Raw genomic sequence first — 21,473 nt, 5'->3', positions numbered from 1 at the left:
TTTTACCTGAAGAATTTGGGATCCATAGCGTTTCTCAATCCATCACCTACAAAATTGAAGAGAAGCACTGTAATAAAAATCATAAAACCAGGTATAAAAACAAGCCACTGAGCATTCCAGATATAGGTCTGCGCGTTTATAAGCATATTACCCCAACTTGCCGTAGGTGGCTGTACTCCTAAACCAAAGAATGAAAGTGAAGCCTCAGAAAGTATTACTCCACCTAATCTAAGTGTTGACCAAACAATGAGAATATGGAAAGTATTTGGAAGAATATGCTTAAAAATAATCCTCATATCAGATGCACCAATTGCCTTTGCTGCCTCAACATACTGCTCTTCTACAACGCTCAGTGCTTCACCACGCACAATTCTTGCAATACCCACCCATCCAAAGATAACAAGGATAATGATGAGCTTTAAAATAGAACTCGGAACGATTCTTATCTTTGCAGCAACAACAAGGATGGGAAATTCAGGGATTGTCATCATAATCTCATTTATTCTCATAAGAGTTAGATCTACAAATCCCTTTTTGTATGCAGCAAATATCCCAATGAAAGCACCAATTAAACCAGTAATAAAAGTAACCGCAAATGAAATCAAAAGTGAAATACGTCCTCCATACATCAAGCGTGCAAGCTCATCTCTACCATTTTCATCGGTGCCCAAGGGGTGAAGTCTACTTGGTGGTTGTAAAACTTCATTTAACTTAATTTGATTTGGGTCAACCCTATAAACAATTGGACCAACAATAACAAAGAGAAAAATAAGTATTAGGAAAAAGAGAGATACCATTGCAAGTTTATCTTTTTTAAGCCTTTCTATGACCTTTTTAAAATATGTAGAAGCTTCTTTCTTTTTTTCGATTTCTTGAATCTCAATTTCTTGCATCACTCACCTCAGCTAAATTTAACTCTTGGATCAAGGAATACATAGGCAATATCAGCAATAAGAAGAGATAAAACAAGTACTGTTGAATAGAAAACAAGCGAAGCCATTGCAACCATATAGTCATTATTCATAACTGCACCAATAACTAAACTTCCCATGCCGGGAATTGAAAATATCTGCTCTACTATCGCAGAACCACTGAAAAAGCCCGGAAACGAAAGGAAAAAAAGTGTAACAATCGGATTGAGAGAGTTTCTAAAAACATGCTTTCGCAAAACAACACTTTCTGGAAGTCCTTTTGCACGTGCAGTTCTTACATAATCCTTTTTAAGCATTTCAAGGACAGATGAACGAGTATATCTAACCCAACCAGTAAGTCCTCCAAATCCCAAAACTATAAATGGCATAACGATATATTTCAATCTATCAAGAAATCTTGCAAAAAATGGAGCATTCTCCATTCCAGGTGTCATAAAACCGCCGGGAGGAAGCCAATGGAATTTTACCGAGAAAAGGATCATAAGCATCAGGGCAAACCAAAAAGTTGGCATTGCAAGACCAATATAGGAGAGGACTGTAAAGAAGTTATCAATGAACGATCTTTGTCTTAAGGCAGTAAAGAATCCTATGATTACTCCTACTACAAGGGAAAATGTAAAGGTAAATATATTTATGGAAAGTGTTATGGGCATTGCCCTTTTAATTAAATCTATCACCTTCTCACCAGTTACGGCAGATATACCGAAATTACCCCTTAAAATTTGAGAAAGCCAAAAGAAGTATCTTACAATAACTGGCTTATCAAACCCATAAGCCTTCTCAAGATACTGCACATAGCTTTGATTTATGAAAGGATTAGCTCTTAACTCAGCAAAAGGATCTCCCATAAGGCTATAGAAGATGAACGCTATGAAAGTTATAGCAAAAAGTTCAGGTATAAGTATTAAAATTCTTCTTGTTATATACTGCTTCATCGAATCCTCCACATAAAGGAGAGGGCGAAAAACCCTCTCCCCTTTTCGCATTAGTTATCTAAATACCAGAAGGAGGCATTCCATGTAAATCTATTAATGCCGCCCTTTGAACCGATATAGTTCTTAAATTCCTTTCTTATTGCAGAAATTCCTACTCTTTCAAGCCAAGGAATCTCTGGGAGTTCTTCTGTGTATATTTCTTGGAATTTCCAATAGTACTTCTTTGCAAGTTCTCTATCAAGAGTAGAATAGGCAAGGTTTGCATAATTTGTTGCATCTTTGTTGCACCATCTTGACCAGTTCAATCCTGAATAGTTATTTTCTGGTGTCGGGATTTGATCACATTTGTAGGAATCAAGTTTGCCTGGGAAGAGTGGGTCTTCTATCCATCCTGCAAAGTAAAGGTCAACTTGTCCCTGTGGAATAACTCTTCCATAGTAAGTTGAAATTGGATATGATGCAAGATTTACCTTAATACCAAGTTTCTGAAGCTCCGACTGAATAAATACACCAATTTGCTTTGCAGAAGTTGCAGTTGTCGTGCCCAAGGTTACGACAAACTCTTTTCCATCACTTGAAACAAGCACACCGTTTGGTCCCATCTTAAAGCCAGCCTCTGCAAGGAGTGCCTTTGCTTTATTGATATCATAGTAGTATTTTTTTGCATTTGGATTATACGCCCAGGAACTCTTCATTATAGGTCCTGTTGCTCTTGGCACATCAAAACCATAGTATTGTTTTCCATAACCTTCCATATTAATTCCATAGGCTATTGCCTGCCTTACTCTCTTATCAGAAAGAAGCGGATTGGCTGTATTGCAACCAATATAGGTAAGTCCACCTTCACTAAATGAAACATACACATTGAATTTATTGCTATTCTTTAACACTGATACCTGTTGTGGGTCAATGCTACTTGCCAATATAGTTCCTGCCATGAGGTTTGCAAGTCTTGTATTAGAATCAGGTATGTACTTAATAACAATTCTATCAACAAGAGGCTGCCCCCAAGGATAGTATGGATTCCTGACAAAAGAGATGTAGGAGTTCTTTACCCAACTTTCCAACATGAAAGGTCCGTTTCCAACTGGTTTTGTGTTGAAATCGCATGTGTTAATAAGTGATGGATCCTTGTCGTAAATTGGCTTTAGTATATGCGCAGGTAATACTCCTCTCCCTAATATGTACTGTGGGTCAACTACTTTATAGTAGTAAACAAGAGTTGAACTATTTGGTGCTTCAACATGGTCAATGAAGTTTGCCCACATACTTGAAGCAGAAACAACCTTTACTTTAGGATCGGCAAGTAATTTTTCAGTAAAGATATAGTCATTTACCGTAACAGGTGTCCCATCAGACCACTTTAAACCACCTCTTAGGTGATATGTAACTTTCATTCTCTTTTCGCCATTTACTTCATAAAGTTGTACAAGACCATTTTGAACAGTTGGAACTTCCTTTGCTGCAAGCGGATAAACATTCTCATTTTCATCAAGCCCTATAAGATTCGTGAATTGAAAAAGCCAATAGTCACCAGAAGCACCAATTGTTGCAAGAGGTAAGAAGAGAGAGTCTGCCTCGGATGCAGAAGCAAGGTTAACAGTGCCACCAACTTTCACTGGTTTTAAAACCCTAAAGACTGCATATGCAACTTCGGCTCTTGTTGCACTTTCATTTGGTTTAACGTTTCTTCCCTCTCTATAGTTAAGCAACTGATAGTGGTTATTGTAGGCAAGGCTCATTGCACCAACCGCATACTTTGGAATTGAAGCCTCATCGTTTGAAAATGTAAGTGGTTCAGTGTATTTTTGTGCCTCGACTTCCTTTCCCATAACCCTTACCAAAAGAACGGCAAGATCCGCCCTCTTTATGTTGTCCTTTGGTCTAAAAGTGCCATCTGAAAAACCTTTGACATAACCAGACTTTACCGCTGCCTCAACATAACCATAGGACCAAGATGAAGGTGAAACATCCTTAAATGTTGGCTTAGCAGGTTTATATTCAGAAATTCCCTTTGCAATACAGATGATCTTTGCAAGTTGTTCTCTTGTTACTGGATCATCTGGTTTAAATAAACCACCTCCAACACCTGTAAGAATTCCTTTTCCACTCAAGTAGTTAATAGCCTCGTACGCCCAGTAGTCCTCTTTTACATCAGAAAAACCTTGTGTTGCAGCTTGAATTGGTAAGACAAAAAAGCTACTTGCAAGAAGCAACACAACCAAAAACAACAAAACTAACTTCTTCATACGCACCTCCTTCAAAAATTATTTAAAAATTTTTACTTAAAAACGCTTTTCCCATTTCATTTTCGCTATTATAAAATTCAAATAAGCTTTGCGATTCTACTGCTTCAAGTAAGTGAGGATAAATAAGTTCAATAAAAGGAGTGCCACTTTCATCATAGGAAAGTTTATAACCCCTTTCATAGAAAAACTTAAACAAGTTAAATCCCAACAAAACTGGATCAAAGACATCCTTATCATAGACAAAAAATTCAATCCCAAAAAGTCTTTCGTTTGCAAGTGTATCAAAGCAAGGCTTAGAAATAGTTTTATTGAAATAGACTCCGTTTATACCTAAACCTTTTAGGAATGTCTCTAAAAAGGAGGCGATATTCTCTTTTGACAAAACCATCCTAAAAGGCTTATTTGTGCCTCTACCAACAGAAACATCTTGAAAGCCTTCAAGGAAAACAAGCGCAGGATAAAGCAAAACCGATTGGTAGGAATTTAAATTTTGAGAAACATTTGACAAAAACTTTTCCATCTCTTCGTAGGTTAAAGCACCTTCTGTTTCAATAACTTCAATATTCAAGGAAAATGGTTTAGAAAAAATTCTTGCAAGCTTCCCAATGGAAAATGGATAAAGAAATGGAATTCCCATGGGACATACGATGCTCTCTTTCTCACAAACACTTCCAAAACTTCTTCCAATAGGATTAAATCTATCAAGCACAACAACTTTAAGCGACTTTTTTGAGGCAATTTCGATAATCTTCTTTAGATTGTAAATAAATGTAAAGCATCTTACACCTACATCTTGAATATCAATAACTACCCCTTCCACTTTATCAAACAAATCCTCTTTAATATCTGGATAAATGGGGTATACAGGTTTTCCACTGAAGTCATCCTCCATTAAAGAAAAACTCTTACCTCTATCTGCCTCTAAATACAAACCATGCTCTCCTGTTAGGATAAATGCAGGATCAAGTATTTCTATATTTCTAAGAAGTTTTGAATTTATACCCGAAGCATTAGTAAATAAAGCAAAATTGCGAAAAGTTCTATTAACTCTGTCAAGCCCAACCTTACCCATATGCCTTCCTAAAAGAGAAGTTATTCTTTTTTAACATCTCTTTTGCCTCTTTTTCAGAAACACCATGTTTAAGCATTATAAGGGCAACTCTTGGATCCTTAACTTGTTTTACAAGCTCTAAGACTTTTGAATACTCAACACCACTTACTGTTGAAACAATATTAGAAGCTCTTTCAATGAGTTTTTTGTTTGTTGGATTTACGCTTACCATAAGGTTTCCATAGGTATAACCCAACTTCATCATAGATATTGTAGAAATCATATTCAAAACGATCTTTTGAGAAGTTCCAGCCTTTAAACGCGTAGAGCCAATGATAAACTCTTCTCCTGTTTCAAGAATTACATGGTGAGAAACAAAATCATATTGCACTTTACTGTTTGCAACAATAGCAGTTTTTGAACCAATTGAGTTTGCATACTTTAAGGCACCAATAACAAAAGGTGTTTTTCCACTTGCAGTAATGCCAATCAAAAAATCGTTTGCTTTGAACTTTCTCTTTTTAAGTTCCTCAACACCAAGATTCTCGTCATCTTCAAGATTCTCTTTTGGAGTAAAAACTGCCTTTAAACCACCTGCCATAATTGGAATGAATAGATCCTTTCGCGAGAATGTTGGACCAATTTCCGAAGCATCAAGGACAGCAATTCTTCCGCTTGTTCCTGCACCGATGTAAAATATTCTTCCGCCATTTTCAATTACTTTTACAACTTCTTCAATAACCTCATTAATCTTTTCTAATGCACCATCAATTGCATCAAATACCTTTTTATGATCCTCCAAAAACATTTTTGAAAGTTGTTTTATCTCTTTAAGATCAAGATCGTTCTCAAACATTTTTAATCCCCTTCTCCGCCATAAGTATTGAAGCAATTTCGTTTGATGTTTTCCTTTTAACAACATTCACTTTTACCCTCTTCGAAAGCACGCCTAAAAATACTTCGCTAAAAACCTTTGAATTTTCAAAAACGCCTCCTGCAAGACCAACATTTACAGTTTCAAAGTCAAGATTCTCAATAACCTTTAGTGTCTCTTTTGCAAGTTTTGAAGAAGAACTACGAACAATTCCGCTTAATGGATCATTTTTCAAAACAAAAACACTAAAATCGGCAATGTTCTTAACAACATTGCCTTCATAAATCGTTTCTATAATCGCATTCACATTACTCTGAGAAAAATATTTAATAATATTTTTTGCCTCTTTTTTGTGATTACCAAGTTGCATTTGAGAAAGTCCCTTTGAAAGGTAGTTCCTTCCTATATCAAACCCGGAGCCCACATCAGAAATTGCAAAACCAAGCCCACCATAGAATAATTCAGCTTTTCCTTTTTTTCCATAAATCGAGGAGCCCGTTCCAGAAATAACAACAACTCCATCGCCTTCTTCAAAGAAACTAAAATGGACAACCTTTATATCTGGGAAAATAAAAATATTTTGAGAATAATGCTTAAGCGCATCCTTTACTATATTCCTAAAACCTTCTTGAAGCCCTCCTGCCATGCTTACTGAAATGAGTTCAAAATGTTCTTTTTCAAGAGACTTTACTGCATCAAAAAGCCTATCTTTAATATCCTTTGAAGAAGTGGGGTTTCCAGGATAATCAATAACCTTACTTTCAATAATACCATCATGAACTACCGCTAACCTAATCTTGCTTCCCCCAAGATCAATCCCTAATTTCACACGATTCTCCTTAAATGTAAATTAATCCTATAAATGTCTCCCCTGTAAACTGATTTGACAAATTCCAAAATTTCTCCAGACCTATCAAAAGAACGCCTCTTTATTCTAAAAACAGGAGAGCCAACCTTTACATTTAAAAGCACTGTTTCTTCTTGATTTGCAAGTGATGCCTCGACAGTTTCTTCTGCATAGTATGGCTGCACGCCAAATTTTTCCATAAATGTGCTATAAAGAGAGCTACTTTCATTGAAACCGTCAAGTAAGCCCTCAAAACTATTATACTTTATAAATGCTTCCTCAATTGATATGGGAAGTCCATTCGAATAACGAAGCCTCTTTAATACATAAACCTTATCGCCATTATTTATAAGGAGTTCTTTTGCAATCTCCTCGGAAGCTTCAAAGACTCCTGATTTTAAAATTTTTGATATAGGGTCAAACCCTTGCAATTTCATCTCTTCTGAAAATCCAAGAAGCCTATCGGTTGGATGGTTAAAAAATATTTTTGATACGAATGTTCCTTTTCCCTTCTCTATGTAAAGATAACCCATGGCAATCAATCTTGATACGGCTTGTCTTACAGTATTTCTACTTACATTAAACATTTCCATAAGTTCATTTTCTGATGGTATAGGCTCACCTTGTCTCCAGGTTTGATTTTCGATAAGTTCTCTAATGCCCTCAGAGACTTGAAGGTAAAGAGGAACAGCACTCGTTTTATCTATTCTTTTTAAACCCATACCAACGTCCCAATGTTTTGTTAAAGCTATTATAATTAATTTTTAATAAAAATCAAGTGCCCAAGAAATATTTAAGAAATCTACATCGCTTACTTACTTTAATAAAATCTTAATAAAAACAACATCTCCTTGTTTGAATATGATAACAAAAAACAATAAAGAGTTTTAAATATATTAAATTTTTTGACAAAATTAACAGTGCGTACAATATTATTAAGAAAGTATTCCCCAAAGCATTTGCAGAGGGGATAGAGGGTGTGGGGTTACACCCAGTTAGGCTGAATGCAGCCTAACAAAGAATAGTGTTTAATGAAATTTTGGAGGGTTTTTAATGCTTTAAACACTATTCATAACCTAATATTTAGGGAGGCGAATATGGGTAAAATAACAAAAATAACATTAAAACTCAAGAAAACAGATTTTAAAAAACCCTTTCATGTAACAAACAGTATAAGCACAGTTGCAAATAATATAAGGGTCTTTACAGAAACTGATTCAGGAACAACAGGAATTGGAGAGGCATCTCCCTCATTTAGAGTAAATGGTGAAGTCGTTGATGCGCTTATCTCTTTGGAAAATTTTTTGAATGAATTGCTTGTAGCAGAAGACACAAAATCATTTAGAAGGTGTTTTCTAAAAACTTCTAAACTCATTGCATCGCCAAGTATAAAGGCAGCAGTTGAATTTTCAATTATTGATGCCCTTGCAAAAGAGTTGGGGACAACGCCTCACACAATTTTTGGTGGAGCAGAAAACTCGCTTGAAACAGACAAAACAGTAAGCATTGAACCTATTGATGAAAGGGTTTCCGACGCAAAAGAGATTTTCAATGAAGGCTTTAGAATTATAAAGGTAAAGGTTGGGGAAAACATCGAAGAAGATATTGAAGCAATGTTAAGAATTGCAAAAGAAACAAAAGGAGCAAAATACATTGTTGATGCAAATATGGGCTATACACCAAAAGATGCAGTGAGATTTGTAAAAGAAATGTATAAAAACGGGGTTGATATTGCAATCTTTGAACAGCCTGTTATATACTTTGATATTGAAGGTTTGAAGTTTGTAAGATTTAGCTCTCCATACCCAGTTGCAGCTGATGAAAGCATAAAAACTCAAATGGATGCTCTAAATCTTGTAAAAAATGAAGCAGTTGATTTCTTCAACATAAAATTAATGAAATCGGGAATCTCCTCTGCACTTGCCATAGTAGAAATTGCAAAAAGTGCTAATATTGGTCTTATGATAGGCGCAATGGCAGAAACAAGTATCGGCATTAACCAAAGCGTCCATTTTGCACTTGGAGTGGGAGGCTTTAAATTCTTTGACCTTGATACCATATTCCTATTAAACGAGGAGAGGTTTGAAGGGAACTTTATAGTTGAAAAACCAATCTTTAAAATTGCTTAAATATCATTTTGCATGAGCTGTTCGTAAGTTTCCCTTCTTACAACTAGCCTTCCTTTTCCATTTTCCACGATAACAACAGGAGGGCGAGTGAACCTATTGTAGTTGCTTGCCATAGAATAGGTATAAGCAATTGCAGGAAAAACGGCGATGTAATCTCCTTCTTCTACTTCTTCTAAAGGTGTATCAAACGCTACAATATCGCCTGATTCACAGTATTTCCCAAAGATGTGATAGTTTTTAATTTTTCCTTCTCTTCTCTTCACATTTGCTATGGTATATCTTGCACCATACAGAGGCACTCTAATATTATCTCCCATTCCACCATCAACAAAAAGATACTCCTTTGAATTAACAAACTTTTTCCTTAAAACTCTGTATAAGATTAACCCTGTATCTCCAATAAGAGCCCTACCGGGTTCAATGAGGATTTTAAAATCGTCCAAATTTTCAATATGCGTTAAAAGTCCATCTTTTATTGCTCTTATAAACTCCTTCTTATCAACTCTTTTATCATTTGGGACATAAGGAATTCCAAACCCACCTCCAACATTCAATTCTCTTGGAACGTATCCCAATTCTTTTTTGATGCCCATTAAAAACAAAGAAATCTCCTCTGCACTCTTCTTAAAGGCATCATAATCAAGTATTTGAGAACCTATATGATAGTGAAAACCTAAGAAATCAATATATCTATTTTTCAACGCAATACTCAACAAATTTTTACCTTCTTCAAGACTTACTCCAAATTTTGACTCTAAGTGCCCTGTAATGATATAAGAATGAGTATTAGGAGATATACCAGGCTTTACTCTAAGTAAAATATGCAAGACTTTCTCAATACTTTTAGAAATCCTAATTATCGAGTTGAGTTCGCTTTCGTTATCAACAACAATTTTTATGCCTTTTTCTATTGCAAAAGTAAGATCTTCGTCACTTTTACTATTCCCATGAAAATACAATAAACTTGGGTTAAACCCAACACTAAGTGCTGTCAAAATTTCCCCCATGGATACAACATCTGCGCCTAAACCTTCAACATTAAGAATACGGTAAATTTCCTTTATTGATAGAGCTTTACTTGCATATAGCAAAAAATGATTTTTGAAGTTCTCATTTAGGGCAATCTTAAACTCGTTTATGTTTTTCTTAAAAAGATCTTTTGAAAATACATAAAGAGGCGTTCCAAATTCCTTTGAAATATCTAAAAGATCAGCACCTGAAAGTAAAAGTATTCCCTTTTCATTATAACGAAGACCAAATTGATTTAAAAATTCTTCGTTCATATTACGCTTCCCTCGATAGTCTTTATCGTTCCGTTTTCGGAGTCTATTTGAGCTAAAACACCCAAAGGAAGGGGCACAAAAATTTTACCATGTCCTGCAGGAAAGTTCATTAAAACCGGTTTATTGAGTTTTACAATGTATTCTTCAAAAATTTCTTCAAGAGTTAAAGATTTTCTTCTTTGGTCTTTTGGCTTTATATCAACCATATCACCAATTAAAAACCCCACTGCATCATCTAACTTATTTGTAAGTTTTAAATGAAGAAGCATTCTGTCTATATCATGATTATGCTCTTCCACCTCTTCAATAAAGAGTATTTTACCTTTTGTGTCTATTTCATACTCAGTTCCAAGAAGCGCATCAATAAGAGTAAGGCATCCTCCAACAAGTTGCCCTTCTACTTTCATAGGATTAAAAGATTTAACACTATCTCCCTTATAATAAAGCCTAAAATCAGGGTCAAAAAGAAAATTCATAAGGATGTGAGAATACTCATCTTTTCCAAGGTCAACCATTGGCATCTGCCCATAAAATGTTATGAGATTTGTTTTCCTTTGAATAGCCAAATGAAGTGAAGTAATATCAGAATATCCCACAAACACCTTTGGATTTCTTTCAATATTAGAAAAATCTATATATGGAAGGATTCTTCCACTGCCATACCCACCACAGGAAGAAAATATTGCTTTAATGCTCTTGTCAGCAAAATAATTGTTCAAGGCATTTGCCCTTTCAATATCGCTTCCTGCAAGATAACCATATTCATCAAAAACTTTGGAATCAACAACAACTTCAAGTCCAAACCTTTGAAGGTAGTTAATGCCTCTTTCCATATTTTCCTTAAAGGGTGTGCTTGCAAGAGAAACAATCGCAACCCTATCTCCACTTTTTAATCTTTCTGGCTTTACCAATTTAAATCAATCAAACAAACTGTGCAAAAACGCACGAGTTTAACGGCTGGGGTATTTTGAACCGCCTTTCAATACCTTCCCATCCCCAGCAGGCGGAATTTGGGAGAAAATGGAAAAATGCATTGTTAATTTGTACTTCATGTTTTGTGTTTTGCATTTAAGATAACCTAGCTACATCTAACCTACCAATGATATTTGTTTTTTCTTTCCAATAATAATTAAATTCGCTTATCTGGACTTTTGGCACATTAAAAGTGGTTGCATGAATAAATCTATTATGCCCAAGATAAATGCCAACATGATCTATCTTGACTTTGCCAAAAAATATCACATCACAAGGTAAAAGCTCCGAATCGCCCAAATAAAAATTTTTAAATATATCCATGTTTGCCTGCATATGCGCATCTCTTAAGAGTTTAAAGCCATTTAATTTAAAAACAGTTTGCACAAATCCAGAACAGTCAAAACCAAAAGTTGTTTTTCCACCCCAAAAGTATGGAATATTAAGAAACTGCAATGCTGTTTTTAGTATATCCTTACAACCCCTTCTTTCATATCGAAAAGGATAGGTAGCTAAAATCAAGGTGTTTTTATGAAGATAAAACTCCCTTCCATCAAAATCGCTTACAAGCCTATAATCACCATCTTCTTTTCCTTTATCCAAAAGAACGCTTCCAATAGAAAGAGTAAATATAAGTTTTGACTTCACAGTAGGACCGCTATATGCATTAGAAAAAGGTTCTTTTGTTATTGCAATTGGTCTCTCTTCTACTTCAAATTCTCTTAAAACACTTTCTTCTACATAGCCTGTATATCCATCTTCCGCAACAATTTTTGCAAAACCTGAACTAAACGATAAAACCTCTATAACTTCACCCATTATGACCTGGGATATCACCTCGCCAACTTCTGGTGTCCCATACATACTTGTAAAAGGGACATTTATTACGTATTTCTTTAACATCTCTTCTCCTGTTTTAGTTATATTATATACAATTTTTATCTCATTTGCACCTTTTGAATAGATTCTTAAACCGAACAAAAATCAAATTAATCCTTTGTATTTCCCTTTGAGTAGATTTAAATATGGTTTTGTTATTTATTTCCCATTGAAGTAGTTTGGTATCGAAAGAATCGCTTAAATTAGGATAAAAGTATTTTCAGAAGTTAAAATTTTGATTATTTTTGATGTTTTAGAAGCGGTGACTTGAAAACTAAACTTCTAAAATTTTTGTGACCTTTTGGAAGATATCCTTTATTGCAATGGTTGCAGGAGTAACGACATTGTATTCAACAACGGGCACACCCTGAACCATAGCTTCAACTACAATAGGATCAAACGGGATTTTGCCTAAAACAGTGATATCATTTTCATTACAATAATTCTCAATCCTGTGAGTGTTTTCTTCATTTATGTCGTATTTGTTTATTACAACAAGAGGCTTTACGGAGAAGTGATTTACAAGTTGCATAAGCCTTTCAAAGTCATGTATGCCAGATGATGTAGGTTCTGTTATGACAAGCGCATAATCAACATTTGTAATCGATGATATTACAGGACAACCAATTCCAGGTGATCCATCAATTATAATGAGTGATTTTTTTCTATCCTGTGCTGTTAAATTTGCAAAAAGCCTTGTCATAGTGACTAACTTCCCTGAGTTTTCTTCTCCTGGGAAAAGAAGTGCGTGCACCATAGGTCCATATTTTGTTTCAGAAACATATATTTCACCTGCTTTTCTTTGTGTAAATGAAACCGCATTTGCAGGACACACAAGTCCACAAACTCCGCACCCTTCACAGGAAAACTGGTCAACATTAAAGTCATCATCTATTGCATCGAATCTGCAACTTCTTATACAAGCGCCACATTTTATACACTTATCCTTATCAATACTTGCAAGTTTTGATCCGTAAAAATCCTTAACTTTAAGGACTGTTGGTTTTAAAAGAAGGTGTAAATCAGGAGCATCAACATCGCAATCCACAACAACTGCATCTTGCAAAAGTGCAGCTAAGGATGCTGTAAGCGTAGTTTTTCCTGTGCCACCTTTTCCACTCAATACAACTAACTGTTTCATTTTGCTATCATCCTTTCAATATCACTATAGAGTTTTTGAAATTTCTCAACCCATTCATTCATAACTTCAACAATTGGAATTGCACGTGAATAAAGTTCTGCAATATGTCTATCGTAGGGAATTTCAAGAAGAATAGGGATACCATTGCTTTTACAAAACTCATATACATCTTTATTTCCAATATTTGCCCTGTTTATAACAACACCATGCGGAATTTGGAGTTCCTTAATTACAGAAACTGCAATTTTTAAATCATGAAGTCCAAAAGGTGTTGGTTCTGTAACTAAAATTACAAAGTGAGAGCCCTTAACTGATGCAATCACAGGGTCTGATGCACCGGGTGGAGCATCAATTATTACCAATCTATTTTTATCTGTATTATCTTTTACCTTTCTTATTATTGGCACAGCCAAAGGCTTTGAAACTTCAAGTTCTCCGTAGACTAACTCTATGTGAGATGAATTCCCCTTTTTTACACTTCCAATCCTAAAAGGAGTTTCTTTTATTGCATGCGTTTCACAGACAAGGGCACATCCACCACAACTATGACATAGTTCCGGAAATATCTGCACTCTATTTGGTGAAACAAGGATTGCACTAAATTCACAAAATTCAGCACATTTTTTACAATGGGTACACTTTTCTTCTTCCACAATTGGCACAAGCATTTCTACAGGAATCTCTTCTTTTATTTCGGGTTTAAGGAATAAGAAGGCGTTAGGTTCTTCGACGTCACAATCCAGAAATTGAATATTCTTATCCTTCAAAGACAAAGCAAGATTAGTTGAAATAAGAGTCTTGCCTGTGCCACCTTTTCCACTTGCAACAGATATTATCATAACTCACCTATTTTCTTGTAAAGATATTGCACCTCTTGGACAGACACGTACACAATCACCGCAACCTGTGCATTTTTCAATATCAACTTTTGCAACTCCGTTTTGCACTTTTATTGCATGAAAACCACAGGCATTTTCACAAATGCCGCAACCAATACACCTTGCTTCATTAACATATGCCTTTTTGGAATAAGTCTCTGTAAATGTTGTGTTTAAGTTTTTAAGATTATCTTGATTTGTTTCGAAAGGTTTTTCATTGTGAATACCAGGCTCATTTAGAAATGCTATCCTTCCATAACCCATACCTCTTCCAAGACCTCTACCTTGACGCCGTCGGTGAAAGCCACTTCCTCTTAAAACATAACGCATACTAAATTTCACCTCGCTTTAATTTCTCTATTACTTCTTTCACAGTTCCTGAGACTCCTGTTATAATCCTTATACCACCACTTTTTAGAGCTTGCTCGGCATTAGGTCCAACATTACCACTTATTAAAACCTGAACTCCTTCGTCAACAAGGAGCTGTGCAGCATTTACCCCAGCACCACCTTGACGCCCCATACCACTATTTTCGATTACTTTAAACTGCATAGTATCAGTATCAACAATTATGAAATAAGGACATCTTCCAAATCTCGGATCAACCATTGAATCAAGTGTATTGCCACTTGAAGTAATTGCAACAATCATATTTCACCTCCTAAAATTTCCCCGGGCTTTCACCCGGGGTTTCTTTTTTATGCCTCTTTTTCCTTTTCTAAATCAGCAAGGCGAGCTTTTATTGCATTGAGTTCATTTTCTAATATCTTCATCTCTTCTGTAAGAATTGTCTTTTCATCTACAGCACTGTATCTATAAGGATATGCGTAGTAAGGGATAAATCTTCCACCCCAACCAAAGCCACGACCAAACCCAAAACCTCTGCCGAAACCAAAGCCTCGACCAAAAAATCCTCTCCCTATAGGATTAAGATAACCTGGCACTCCATACCCTGCACAATAGCCTAAACCTCTTCCTGTTCTTGGACCATAGCCAAGAGGTCCTGTTCTGTCTCCTAAAGGCATACCTATTCACCTCCTTTCATTTTATTGTTATTCAAACTAATTTTCCTTGTAAGATGAGTCCCACATTTAGGACAAATTTCAAACCTACAGGGCACACCTCTTTCATGCTTCTTTATAAAACCACAATTTGGGCATACACAGTAATCACCTATTGCATTTTCTAAAGCCTTTTCGTCAAATTCAACAGGACCGCCTTCAATTCTTATTGCCTTCCCATTTACAATGGCATCTGCAATTTTTCTATGTGCAGAATCAATAATCCTTCCAAATGTTTGTCTTGAAATATTCATTCTTTGAGAAGCTTCCTCTTGGTAAAGCCCCTCAAGGTCGGCAAGGCGAATTGCCTCTAACTCGTCAAGAGTAAGTATAACTTCTTCAACACCGTCACTGCTCTGAGAAGCAGGTACAAAGTAATCAAGGCGAGGAAGCCAACCAATTCTTCTTCTAAATCTTGGTCTTGTCATATTAACACCTTCACTATATTATAAGCATATGCTCATAATAGTCAAGAGGGTAAAGGACATAATAAGAAACATCTAATTCTTAAAGGCTTTTGAAAATAATTAAAAACTGAAAAGTTAATATGTCATAAAACATGTGGAAATTGGCTATTTAAAATCAGGCAGAAGAAGTTAAAGTATCTAACTTACAAATTCAACACCTGCTTCGATAAAATTATCGTTCATCTTTTGCCAAACAATCCTCGTGCGTTTTTTACCATACAAAGGCACGCTAATTTCTAAAACATCTTGAATCAGCTCAACATCTTTCGGAAATATGACCTTTGCGCCACCTTGAGATAAATTGTCCAAAAAACACAAAACTTTTGGACTTGCAAAAGTAAAAGAATGAAACGTAAATCTCGGGAATCTTCGTCTTTCAACAAAATATTGCGAAGTATCATTATCAACATTAGCAAAAGATGGGATATAACTTGTCACACGAGATGTCTTAACCCACTCAGTCTTTCCTGTTGCAATTCTATAAAGCCCAAAGACACCTGCAGGAAGCCAAATATAGGTATACAGAGCAAATAGTAGTATATAAGAAATTTTTTCAAAAAATCCGTTTTCATTGTAATACTCAAACACGCTATAAACAAACATTGGAATAAAGGCAAAAGAGTAAAAAAGTAGCGCAAGAAGTCCCAAAAGGTAGTGCTTGTTGTAAAAAGGCTCAAGCATACTATTTTTAACCATAATAAGCTTTAAAATACTCAGAAAAGAAAGCGTAAGCGACAATCCAACAAGAAAGACAACCGATACGAAAACAATATAAATGAAAGTATCAATTTTTGTAATTAGAGATGACTTTGAACGCAAAACTGATGGTATATATTTCCAATTTGTGAAATGACCTTGAAGCCATCTTGTCCTTTGTTTGAAAAGGGCTTTCAAAGTTATAACACCTTCTTGTTCCACTATTGCATTATCTGTATAATACAGCCTCATCCCATTTGAAATCATCCTTAATCCTAATTCAAAATCTTCTGTTAGGGTTTGTCCCCAAGGCATTTCTCCAATACTTTCAAGCGAGGAGAACTTTGAGAACTGCCCATTGCCTCCAAGCCCAACACTTCCAAATCTTGAACGCGCTTTTTGGATGATTCTACTAAAACCTAAAAATTCGATATCCTGCATCTTAGAAAGTAAGGATTGATCTCGATTAGAAATTCTTACAGCAGTTTGAACTGCGCTAACATTTAAATTCGAAAAGATTTGTGAAATCTCAAAAAGCATATTTTCGCTTGGCTTAGCATCTGCATCAAAAACGCCAATTATTACATGATCTTTATCAAATTGAGAGAAAAATTCCTTATCTAAGTTAAAAGGCTCAAGGAAATTATAGTCTATTGCAAGTTTTATTTGTTGAAAAGCATAGTTTAAGACTGCTCCTTTTCCCCTCTTTGGCTCGTTAGGATCTCTATTTAATAAAATGACCTTGGAATCATTTTTCGCAAACGATTTTACAATAAAGGGAGTCCTGTCATTTGAGGCATCATCAACAACTACTAACCTAAAGTTATCACCTTTTAATCTTAAACAAGCTTCTATTGTCCTTGCAATTACATTCTCTTCGTTTTTGGCTGGAATTATTAGAAAGTAAAAGAAATTTTCATTCTTTCCTTTCTTTATTTCTCCTGTATAAAGCGCTACAATAAAAAGAAAAAGGTAATAAGTTCCTACAAAAAGCAAAATAATTGTCAAAAAGGTAGTGTTCAAATACATAGCTTTATATTATACCAGATAATAACTCAATTTGTCAAACCATTTGCTAAACATAATTTAAAAAAATATTCTTTTGTAGTAAATCTAAAAAATGTGTTATAATGAGAATGAAAGTTATGAAAAACATTAAAGAAATTGCATTTGGACCTGTGCCCTCAAGAAGGCTTGGAAGAAGCCTTGGTATAAATAACATTCCTCCTAAAATTTGCACATATTCATGCGTCTATTGTCAACTTGGAAGAAACCTAAAAATGACTAAAATAAGACAAGCCTTCTATGACCCAGAAGATGTATTTAACGCTGTTAAAATAAAAGTAGAAGATGTTCTATCAAGAAAAGAGAAAATTGATTATATAACATTTGTACCTGATGGCGAACCTACACTTGACATAAACTTAGGAAAGGAACTTTCTCTTACTTAAATTGAGCGATTTTTTTACCGTTATATTCTGTGCATTTCTTTCCGCAGAATATTCTTTTGTATTTGCTTACTCCTCTGTATTCATTACTCTTTTCATATGAATACTCCTTTCCTACGAATCCTCCTCTGAAACCTGCTGATAAAAAGTGCAGATTACAAAGAAGTAAACCTGCAATCTTCGTGAGCAGGTTCCAAAAGAGTAAAATATGCAGAGGGGAGAGAAAAAAGTTGTGTCAAGAGTAAAATTTTTCATAAAGGTTTTAATTTGAGGCACTTAGATGCAGCACTTATAAGGAGAAGTTAACTTCTCTTATTTTTAAATTCATTGTGATTCTACAAAGGTATTTACTCTTCTTCTTCCCTTAGTCTTTGTTTTAATTCCCAACACATACTTTAATGAGAAGTTGCCTTCTGTTACAAGACGATCCCTCTGATAAAAGGAAAACCAAACTCTTAATAACATTTACCTCTTAGTTATTAACTCTTTTTTAAGTGGATAAATGAATTTAAAGATTCTCCTATTTCTGTCGTAGTTCTTGACGGTGCCGAGGGAGTGGAGACTTCCATAACCACGAAAACAGTTTGCCCATATTTAAGTATGCTTTCAAATTGAAAAAGGAGTTGATAACTAAAAGATGGAAAAGTAAATACAAAAAACACCAAAAGCTTATAGCAATGCAAAACAACGAAAAACGAAAATTGTCTACAAAGAGAAAATAAAAGAAGCTTTGGTGGCTGGAAGATAATTAAGGAAATGTTTATATGAATCGTCCTTTCAAAAATTTTATACTAAAAATAGAGATGGTAGTCTCATATGTATCGTAACTTATTCGAGATCTCTGAAAAAGTGTGGAAATGGAATAAAACACCATACTGGTGGATCTTTAGTCCCGGTGAACCTTTAGTCCTGAACTTGTTTCAGGATTGTTTCAGCATCCGATAAAATCAACAAGTCGAGAGACCCTGAAATAAATTCGGGGTGACAAAATAGGATTTTTCAGATACTCCTGTACAGAGATTATGCAACATCGAATTTTCAGCTTCACTGTTTTCCTCCAGAATTTCCATTCATAAGAAGAATTTATCGTGATTTCAGAAATCATTGCACACTCTATAATTTTCAAAGGAATCATAGTCATGAGTTAACATAATTAACGTTTTTTCTAAGTGTTGAGTAAAATTTCTTGATTTCCCTCAATTGTTCCAGTGCCTCCTTTGCAGCTTTCTGAACCTCATTAGATTTATCATTCAAAGCCTGAATTAAAGTTTTAGCAGAACTTTTTGCATCCCCTATCATCGCAAGAGCCCTTACTGCTTTTACCCGTACAAGATCATCTTCATTTATAGTTTGGATAAGAGGTTCTACCGCAGCCCGGGCTCCTATCTTTCCGAGAACTCTTGCTGCTCTATCTCGAATAAGTTCAGATTCGGAACCCAGAGCTTGGATGAGGGGTGCTACTACCGGGGCTCCTATTTCTCAAGGACTTCAGCTGCTCCATCTCGAACATTTATAGATTTGTCCTTCAAAAGAAGAATTAGGATAGGGATAGGAATAATAACAGCTGACGGCTCCATCTTTGCAATACTTTCAGCGGCAGTGTCCCAAGCAAGTTCTCCACCTGCTATGTCTTCAATTAAAAGTTCCCCAAAGAACTTTCCCTTTCCAAAGGTATCTACGAATTCTTTTCGAACTTCCTCACTTTCATCCAAAAAGAGTTCTTCAACTTTGATTTCCTTTATATTAGGACCAAATATTAACATTTTCCACCTACCTTATAGGTTTTCAATGTATTTCTTTTTAAGCCTAAGTACCATATCCTTATAATATTCAATATCTCCCCTCATGTTTCCCATTTCTAACAATGAAACGATCTTCTTGATTTCACTGAATATAGCGTGGAAGATTTTATTGCTATCTTCTTTCCTTCTTGTCGCTTCAACAATTTTGGGTGCTACTTCATAATACTCGCTTATTATTTTCCTTCCTTCTTCGCTTTTTGCTAAATGTTCATCTCTAAAGCTCCTTAAACTTACTAACTCCTTACAATTGTCTGGGAGACCAGCAGCCTCTACACATGCCTCCGTTATGAATCATCCTGAAGACTCGAGCTTGACCTTGGGGCCTACACACACAAAACCGCAGTTCGGACATGCCTTACTTTCATAGTCCTCCATCCAGAATTGATGTTCACACTTTGGACATGTCACTTTAATTTTTGCCATTTCTCACCTCCTTTCCACGAACCTTATAACTTAATAACATTTTAGTAAGAAATTATTTGCTGCCAAGAGTTTGTACGCATTATCCTTTTTGTAAGCAAAATAATGAACTAAATGAATTTTTACTTCAATCTAATGCATTATAGAACAATTTTAATTGTTTTTGTTGTTGGTTCCCAGTCTACAGTTGCTCCAAAAGCTTCGCCAATGAACCTTATCGGAACGAAAGTTCTTCCACTAACAATTTTTGGAGGAGTTTCGAGAATTATACGCTGGGCAGGGGTGCCTTTTTTTCTTACGCTAGCATTAAGATTGCCAACTTGCAGTATTATCTGTGTATCTCTGAATGTAACTGTTACCGTTTTAGGCGGTTCCCATTCAACTTTAGCTCCAAATGCTTCAGAAATAAAACGTATGGGGACCATTGTTCTTCCGTTATCAATAAATGGAGCTGCATCTAATTTTATAGTTGCATCATTTTTTACTGCATTAGGATTTCCTATCTGGAGAATGATTAAAGTTGTTGCATTATTAGGCTTTTTATATGTTATTGGGATAGTTATTGTATTCTTGTTTCCTGCAAGATCCTCTGCAATAACTTCAATCGTATTTGACCCTTGTGTTGTAAGTTGTAGCGGGTAAGAGAATGAGTAATCTGGATTGAGAGTTATATCTACTCCATTGATCTTTACCTTTGCATTCTTTTCTGTTTGACCTTTTACTATTACAAACTGAGTGTAGATTTCTTGGAAAGCATGAGGTTCGGTTACCGTAAGTATGGGTGGGGTTGTATCAAGAGAAACATTAAGAACAAATTGGGTAACATTGCCTGCAATATCCTTTGCAATGATTGTGAAAGTGGCAGGGCCTGAAATCACCGCATCATATGAGAAACTTCCATCTGCACCAACACTAACCGGGTTATTATTAATTGTCAATGTTACACCTGGTTCAGTTGTTCCTGTGATTGTGAAGTTTTTCGTATTGAGGATTGCATTCTGCTGTGGATATGTGACAGTAAGATTAGGAGGTAATATATCACCTGATTTAGTACTTACACTTACTTCATTGGAATAGCTTGAATTTCCATAAGAGTTAAATGCTCTTATTCTATAATAGTAGGTTGTATTCGAGCTTAATCCTGTATCGGAATATGAAGTTGTGTTGGCTGGTAAAGTTTTTATTTCAGCATAAGTCTCTCCCGTTTTCTTTCTTTCAATCTTGAACCCATCTTCATTATCTGAATTATCAACCCAGGTTAGGTTTATTTGAGAACTTGAGATTGATATTGCAAAAAGATTAGAAGGAGCAGATGGAGCGGTTCCTCCAGAAGGAGGAAAAACATTAACCCCATCGCTTTTAGTTATTTTGCCTGATTTAATAATTGCATTGAAAATAGTTTTATCAC

General features: G+C 35.4%; 23 protein-coding genes and 1 pseudogene. 2 read left to right on the top strand and 22 right to left on the bottom strand.

Annotated features, from left to right (window positions below):
- Window positions 1-2: 2 nt before the first annotated feature.
- The 7 genes from ACMV0E_RS03040 to ACMV0E_RS03010 are packed head-to-tail and all read right to left on the bottom strand — an operon-like array spanning window position 3 to window position 7,610.
- Entirely contained in the window at window positions 3-893 is an 891-nt protein-coding gene (locus ACMV0E_RS03040) for an ABC transporter permease (RefSeq protein ID WP_416084904.1), read from the bottom strand.
- An 8-nt stretch (window positions 894-901) separates the two neighbouring features.
- The gene (locus ACMV0E_RS03035) at window positions 902-1,867 is read right to left on the bottom strand and encodes an ABC transporter permease (RefSeq protein WP_416084903.1); all 966 of its coding nucleotides are present in this window, start codon (window positions 1,865-1,867) and stop codon (window positions 902-904) included.
- Window positions 1,868-1,917: 50 nt separating this feature from the next.
- Window positions 1,918-4,116 (bottom strand): ABC transporter substrate-binding protein, encoded by a 2,199-nt coding sequence (locus ACMV0E_RS03030; RefSeq protein WP_416084902.1) that lies wholly within the window; start codon window positions 4,114-4,116, stop codon window positions 1,918-1,920.
- 22 nt (window positions 4,117-4,138) lie between these two features.
- Complete coding sequence (locus ACMV0E_RS03025) at window positions 4,139-5,188, bottom strand: exo-beta-N-acetylmuramidase NamZ domain-containing protein (protein ID WP_416084901.1); 1,050 nt, start codon at window positions 5,186-5,188, stop codon at window positions 4,139-4,141.
- Window positions 5,181-6,023: an N-acetylmuramic acid 6-phosphate etherase gene (locus ACMV0E_RS03020; protein WP_416084900.1), complete on the bottom strand. Its 843-nt coding sequence runs from the start codon at window positions 6,021-6,023 to the stop codon at window positions 5,181-5,183. Before ACMV0E_RS03020 ends, ACMV0E_RS03025 begins: the two co-directional genes overlap by 8 nt.
- Window positions 6,016-6,870 (bottom strand): BadF/BadG/BcrA/BcrD ATPase family protein, encoded by an 855-nt coding sequence (locus ACMV0E_RS03015; RefSeq protein WP_416084899.1) that lies wholly within the window; start codon window positions 6,868-6,870, stop codon window positions 6,016-6,018. The genes ACMV0E_RS03020 and ACMV0E_RS03015 overlap by 8 nt, the downstream gene beginning before the upstream one ends.
- On the bottom strand, window positions 6,867-7,610 hold the full coding sequence (locus tag ACMV0E_RS03010) for a GntR family transcriptional regulator (protein WP_416084898.1): 744 nt from the start codon (window positions 7,608-7,610) through the stop codon (window positions 6,867-6,869). Before ACMV0E_RS03010 ends, ACMV0E_RS03015 begins: the two co-directional genes overlap by 4 nt.
- Before the next feature lie 375 nt (window positions 7,611-7,985).
- On the opposite strand from ACMV0E_RS03010, the gene ACMV0E_RS03005 reads away from it, so the two are divergent.
- Window positions 7,986-9,017 carry an L-Ala-D/L-Glu epimerase gene (locus tag ACMV0E_RS03005; RefSeq protein ID WP_416084897.1) on the top strand — a complete coding sequence of 344 codons (1,032 nt, stop codon included), beginning with the start codon at window positions 7,986-7,988 and terminating at the stop codon, window positions 9,015-9,017.
- Here the strand turns inward: ACMV0E_RS03005 and lysA are convergent.
- The 10 genes from lysA to ACMV0E_RS02955 form a co-directional block, all read right to left on the bottom strand.
- Window positions 9,014-10,300, bottom strand: coding sequence for a diaminopimelate decarboxylase (gene lysA, locus ACMV0E_RS03000; protein ID WP_416084896.1), 1,287 nt, complete (start codon window positions 10,298-10,300; stop codon window positions 9,014-9,016). The genes ACMV0E_RS03005 and lysA overlap by 4 nt on opposite strands.
- On the bottom strand, window positions 10,297-11,211 hold the full coding sequence (locus tag ACMV0E_RS02995) for a S66 peptidase family protein (RefSeq protein WP_416084895.1): 915 nt from the start codon (window positions 11,209-11,211) through the stop codon (window positions 10,297-10,299). The genes lysA and ACMV0E_RS02995 overlap by 4 nt, the downstream gene beginning before the upstream one ends.
- Before the next feature lie 157 nt (window positions 11,212-11,368).
- A complete protein-coding gene (locus ACMV0E_RS02990; RefSeq protein WP_416084894.1) occupies window positions 11,369-12,175 on the bottom strand; it encodes a C40 family peptidase in 807 nt (268 codons plus the stop codon).
- Between the two features lie 250 nt (window positions 12,176-12,425).
- The gene (locus ACMV0E_RS02985) at window positions 12,426-13,292 is read right to left on the bottom strand and encodes a nucleotide-binding protein (RefSeq protein ID WP_416084893.1); all 867 of its coding nucleotides are present in this window, start codon (window positions 13,290-13,292) and stop codon (window positions 12,426-12,428) included.
- Window positions 13,289-14,131, bottom strand: a complete 843-nt coding sequence (locus ACMV0E_RS02980) for an ATP-binding protein (protein WP_416084892.1) — start codon at window positions 14,129-14,131, stop codon at window positions 13,289-13,291. Before ACMV0E_RS02980 ends, ACMV0E_RS02985 begins: the two co-directional genes overlap by 4 nt.
- 3 nt (window positions 14,132-14,134) lie before the next feature.
- Window positions 14,135-14,500: a DUF362 domain-containing protein gene (locus ACMV0E_RS02975; RefSeq protein ID WP_416084891.1), complete on the bottom strand. Its 366-nt coding sequence runs from the start codon at window positions 14,498-14,500 to the stop codon at window positions 14,135-14,137.
- A 1-nt stretch (window position 14,501) separates the two neighbouring features.
- Entirely contained in the window at window positions 14,502-14,822 is a 321-nt protein-coding gene (locus ACMV0E_RS02970; protein ID WP_416084890.1) for a NifB/NifX family molybdenum-iron cluster-binding protein, read from the bottom strand.
- Between the two features lie 47 nt (window positions 14,823-14,869).
- A complete protein-coding gene (locus tag ACMV0E_RS02965; protein ID WP_416084889.1) occupies window positions 14,870-15,196 on the bottom strand; it encodes a DUF5320 domain-containing protein in 327 nt (108 codons plus the stop codon).
- 2 nt (window positions 15,197-15,198) lie between these two features.
- Window positions 15,199-15,660, bottom strand: a complete 462-nt coding sequence (locus tag ACMV0E_RS02960) for a DUF134 domain-containing protein (protein ID WP_416084888.1) — start codon at window positions 15,658-15,660, stop codon at window positions 15,199-15,201.
- A gap of 177 nt (window positions 15,661-15,837) precedes the next feature.
- Complete coding sequence (locus ACMV0E_RS02955) at window positions 15,838-17,424, bottom strand: glycosyltransferase (protein WP_416084887.1); 1,587 nt, start codon at window positions 17,422-17,424, stop codon at window positions 15,838-15,840.
- 116 nt (window positions 17,425-17,540) lie between these two features.
- Between ACMV0E_RS02955 and ACMV0E_RS02950 the strand changes: the two are divergent.
- Window positions 17,541-17,840: pseudogene (locus ACMV0E_RS02950) on the top strand (radical SAM protein); the annotation flags it as partial.
- 1,140 nt (window positions 17,841-18,980) lie between these two features.
- On the opposite strand, the gene ACMV0E_RS02945 reads toward ACMV0E_RS02950, so the two are convergent.
- The 5 genes from ACMV0E_RS02945 to ACMV0E_RS02925 all read right to left on the bottom strand — a co-directional run.
- Window positions 18,981-19,292 (bottom strand): HEAT repeat domain-containing protein, encoded by a 312-nt coding sequence (locus tag ACMV0E_RS02945; RefSeq protein WP_416085031.1) that lies wholly within the window; start codon window positions 19,290-19,292, stop codon window positions 18,981-18,983.
- Window positions 19,293-19,315: 23 nt separating this feature from the next.
- Window positions 19,316-19,606 (bottom strand): hypothetical protein, encoded by a 291-nt coding sequence (locus ACMV0E_RS02940; protein WP_416084886.1) that lies wholly within the window; start codon window positions 19,604-19,606, stop codon window positions 19,316-19,318.
- A 12-nt stretch (window positions 19,607-19,618) separates the two neighbouring features.
- Window positions 19,619-19,933 (bottom strand): CFI-box-CTERM domain-containing protein, encoded by a 315-nt coding sequence (locus ACMV0E_RS02935; protein WP_416085030.1) that lies wholly within the window; start codon window positions 19,931-19,933, stop codon window positions 19,619-19,621.
- 3 nt (window positions 19,934-19,936) lie between these two features.
- Window positions 19,937-20,068, bottom strand: coding sequence for a hypothetical protein (locus ACMV0E_RS02930; protein WP_416084885.1), 132 nt, complete (start codon window positions 20,066-20,068; stop codon window positions 19,937-19,939).
- A 137-nt stretch (window positions 20,069-20,205) separates the two neighbouring features.
- On the bottom strand, window positions 20,206-21,473 hold a 1,268-nt coding region (locus ACMV0E_RS02925; protein WP_416084884.1), incomplete at its 5' end, for a stalk domain-containing protein.

This window comes from Caldisericum insulae, from assembly GCF_047785965.1.
Lineage (GTDB): Bacteria > Caldisericota > Caldisericia > Caldisericales > Caldisericaceae > Caldisericum > Caldisericum exile_A.
This window is presented reverse-complemented; position numbering and strand designations above follow the sequence as displayed.

Bases quoted from the DNA above. Each gene is read 5' to 3' on its own strand.
- ACMV0E_RS02955 (WP_416084887.1), bottom strand. From the start codon at position 17,424: ATGTATTTGAACACTACCTTTTTGACAATTATTTTGCTTTTTGTAGGA.
- ACMV0E_RS03005 (WP_416084897.1), top strand. From the start codon at position 7,986: ATGGGTAAAATAACAAAAATAACATTAAAACTCAAGAAAACAGATTTT.
- ACMV0E_RS02970 (WP_416084890.1), bottom strand. From the start codon at position 14,822: ATGATTGTTGCAATTACTTCAAGTGGCAATACACTTGATTCAATGGTT.
- ACMV0E_RS03040 (WP_416084904.1), bottom strand. From the start codon at position 893: ATGCAAGAAATTGAGATTCAAGAAATCGAAAAAAAGAAAGAAGCTTCT.
- ACMV0E_RS02990 (WP_416084894.1), bottom strand. From the start codon at position 12,175: ATGTTAAAGAAATACGTAATAAATGTCCCTTTTACAAGTATGTATGGG.
- ACMV0E_RS03035 (WP_416084903.1), bottom strand. From the start codon at position 1,867: ATGAAGCAGTATATAACAAGAAGAATTTTAATACTTATACCTGAACTT.
- ACMV0E_RS02965 (WP_416084889.1), bottom strand. From the start codon at position 15,196: ATGCCTTTAGGAGACAGAACAGGACCTCTTGGCTATGGTCCAAGAACA.
- lysA (WP_416084896.1), bottom strand. From the start codon at position 10,300: ATGAACGAAGAATTTTTAAATCAATTTGGTCTTCGTTATAATGAAAAG.
- ACMV0E_RS02930 (WP_416084885.1), bottom strand. From the start codon at position 20,068: ATGGCAAAAATTAAAGTGACATGTCCAAAGTGTGAACATCAATTCTGG.
- ACMV0E_RS02975 (WP_416084891.1), bottom strand. From the start codon at position 14,500: ATGCGTTATGTTTTAAGAGGAAGTGGCTTTCACCGACGGCGTCAAGGT.
- ACMV0E_RS02960 (WP_416084888.1), bottom strand. From the start codon at position 15,660: ATGACAAGACCAAGATTTAGAAGAAGAATTGGTTGGCTTCCTCGCCTT.
- ACMV0E_RS03030 (WP_416084902.1), bottom strand. From the start codon at position 4,116: ATGAAGAAGTTAGTTTTGTTGTTTTTGGTTGTGTTGCTTCTTGCAAGT.
- ACMV0E_RS02980 (WP_416084892.1), bottom strand. From the start codon at position 14,131: ATGATAATATCTGTTGCAAGTGGAAAAGGTGGCACAGGCAAGACTCTT.
- ACMV0E_RS03010 (WP_416084898.1), bottom strand. From the start codon at position 7,610: ATGGGTTTAAAAAGAATAGATAAAACGAGTGCTGTTCCTCTTTACCTT.
- ACMV0E_RS03025 (WP_416084901.1), bottom strand. From the start codon at position 5,188: ATGGGTAAGGTTGGGCTTGACAGAGTTAATAGAACTTTTCGCAATTTT.
- ACMV0E_RS03020 (WP_416084900.1), bottom strand. From the start codon at position 6,023: ATGTTTGAGAACGATCTTGATCTTAAAGAGATAAAACAACTTTCAAAA.
- ACMV0E_RS02940 (WP_416084886.1), bottom strand. From the start codon at position 19,606: ATGTTAATATTTGGTCCTAATATAAAGGAAATCAAAGTTGAAGAACTC.
- ACMV0E_RS02985 (WP_416084893.1), bottom strand. From the start codon at position 13,292: ATGAAACAGTTAGTTGTATTGAGTGGAAAAGGTGGCACAGGAAAAACT.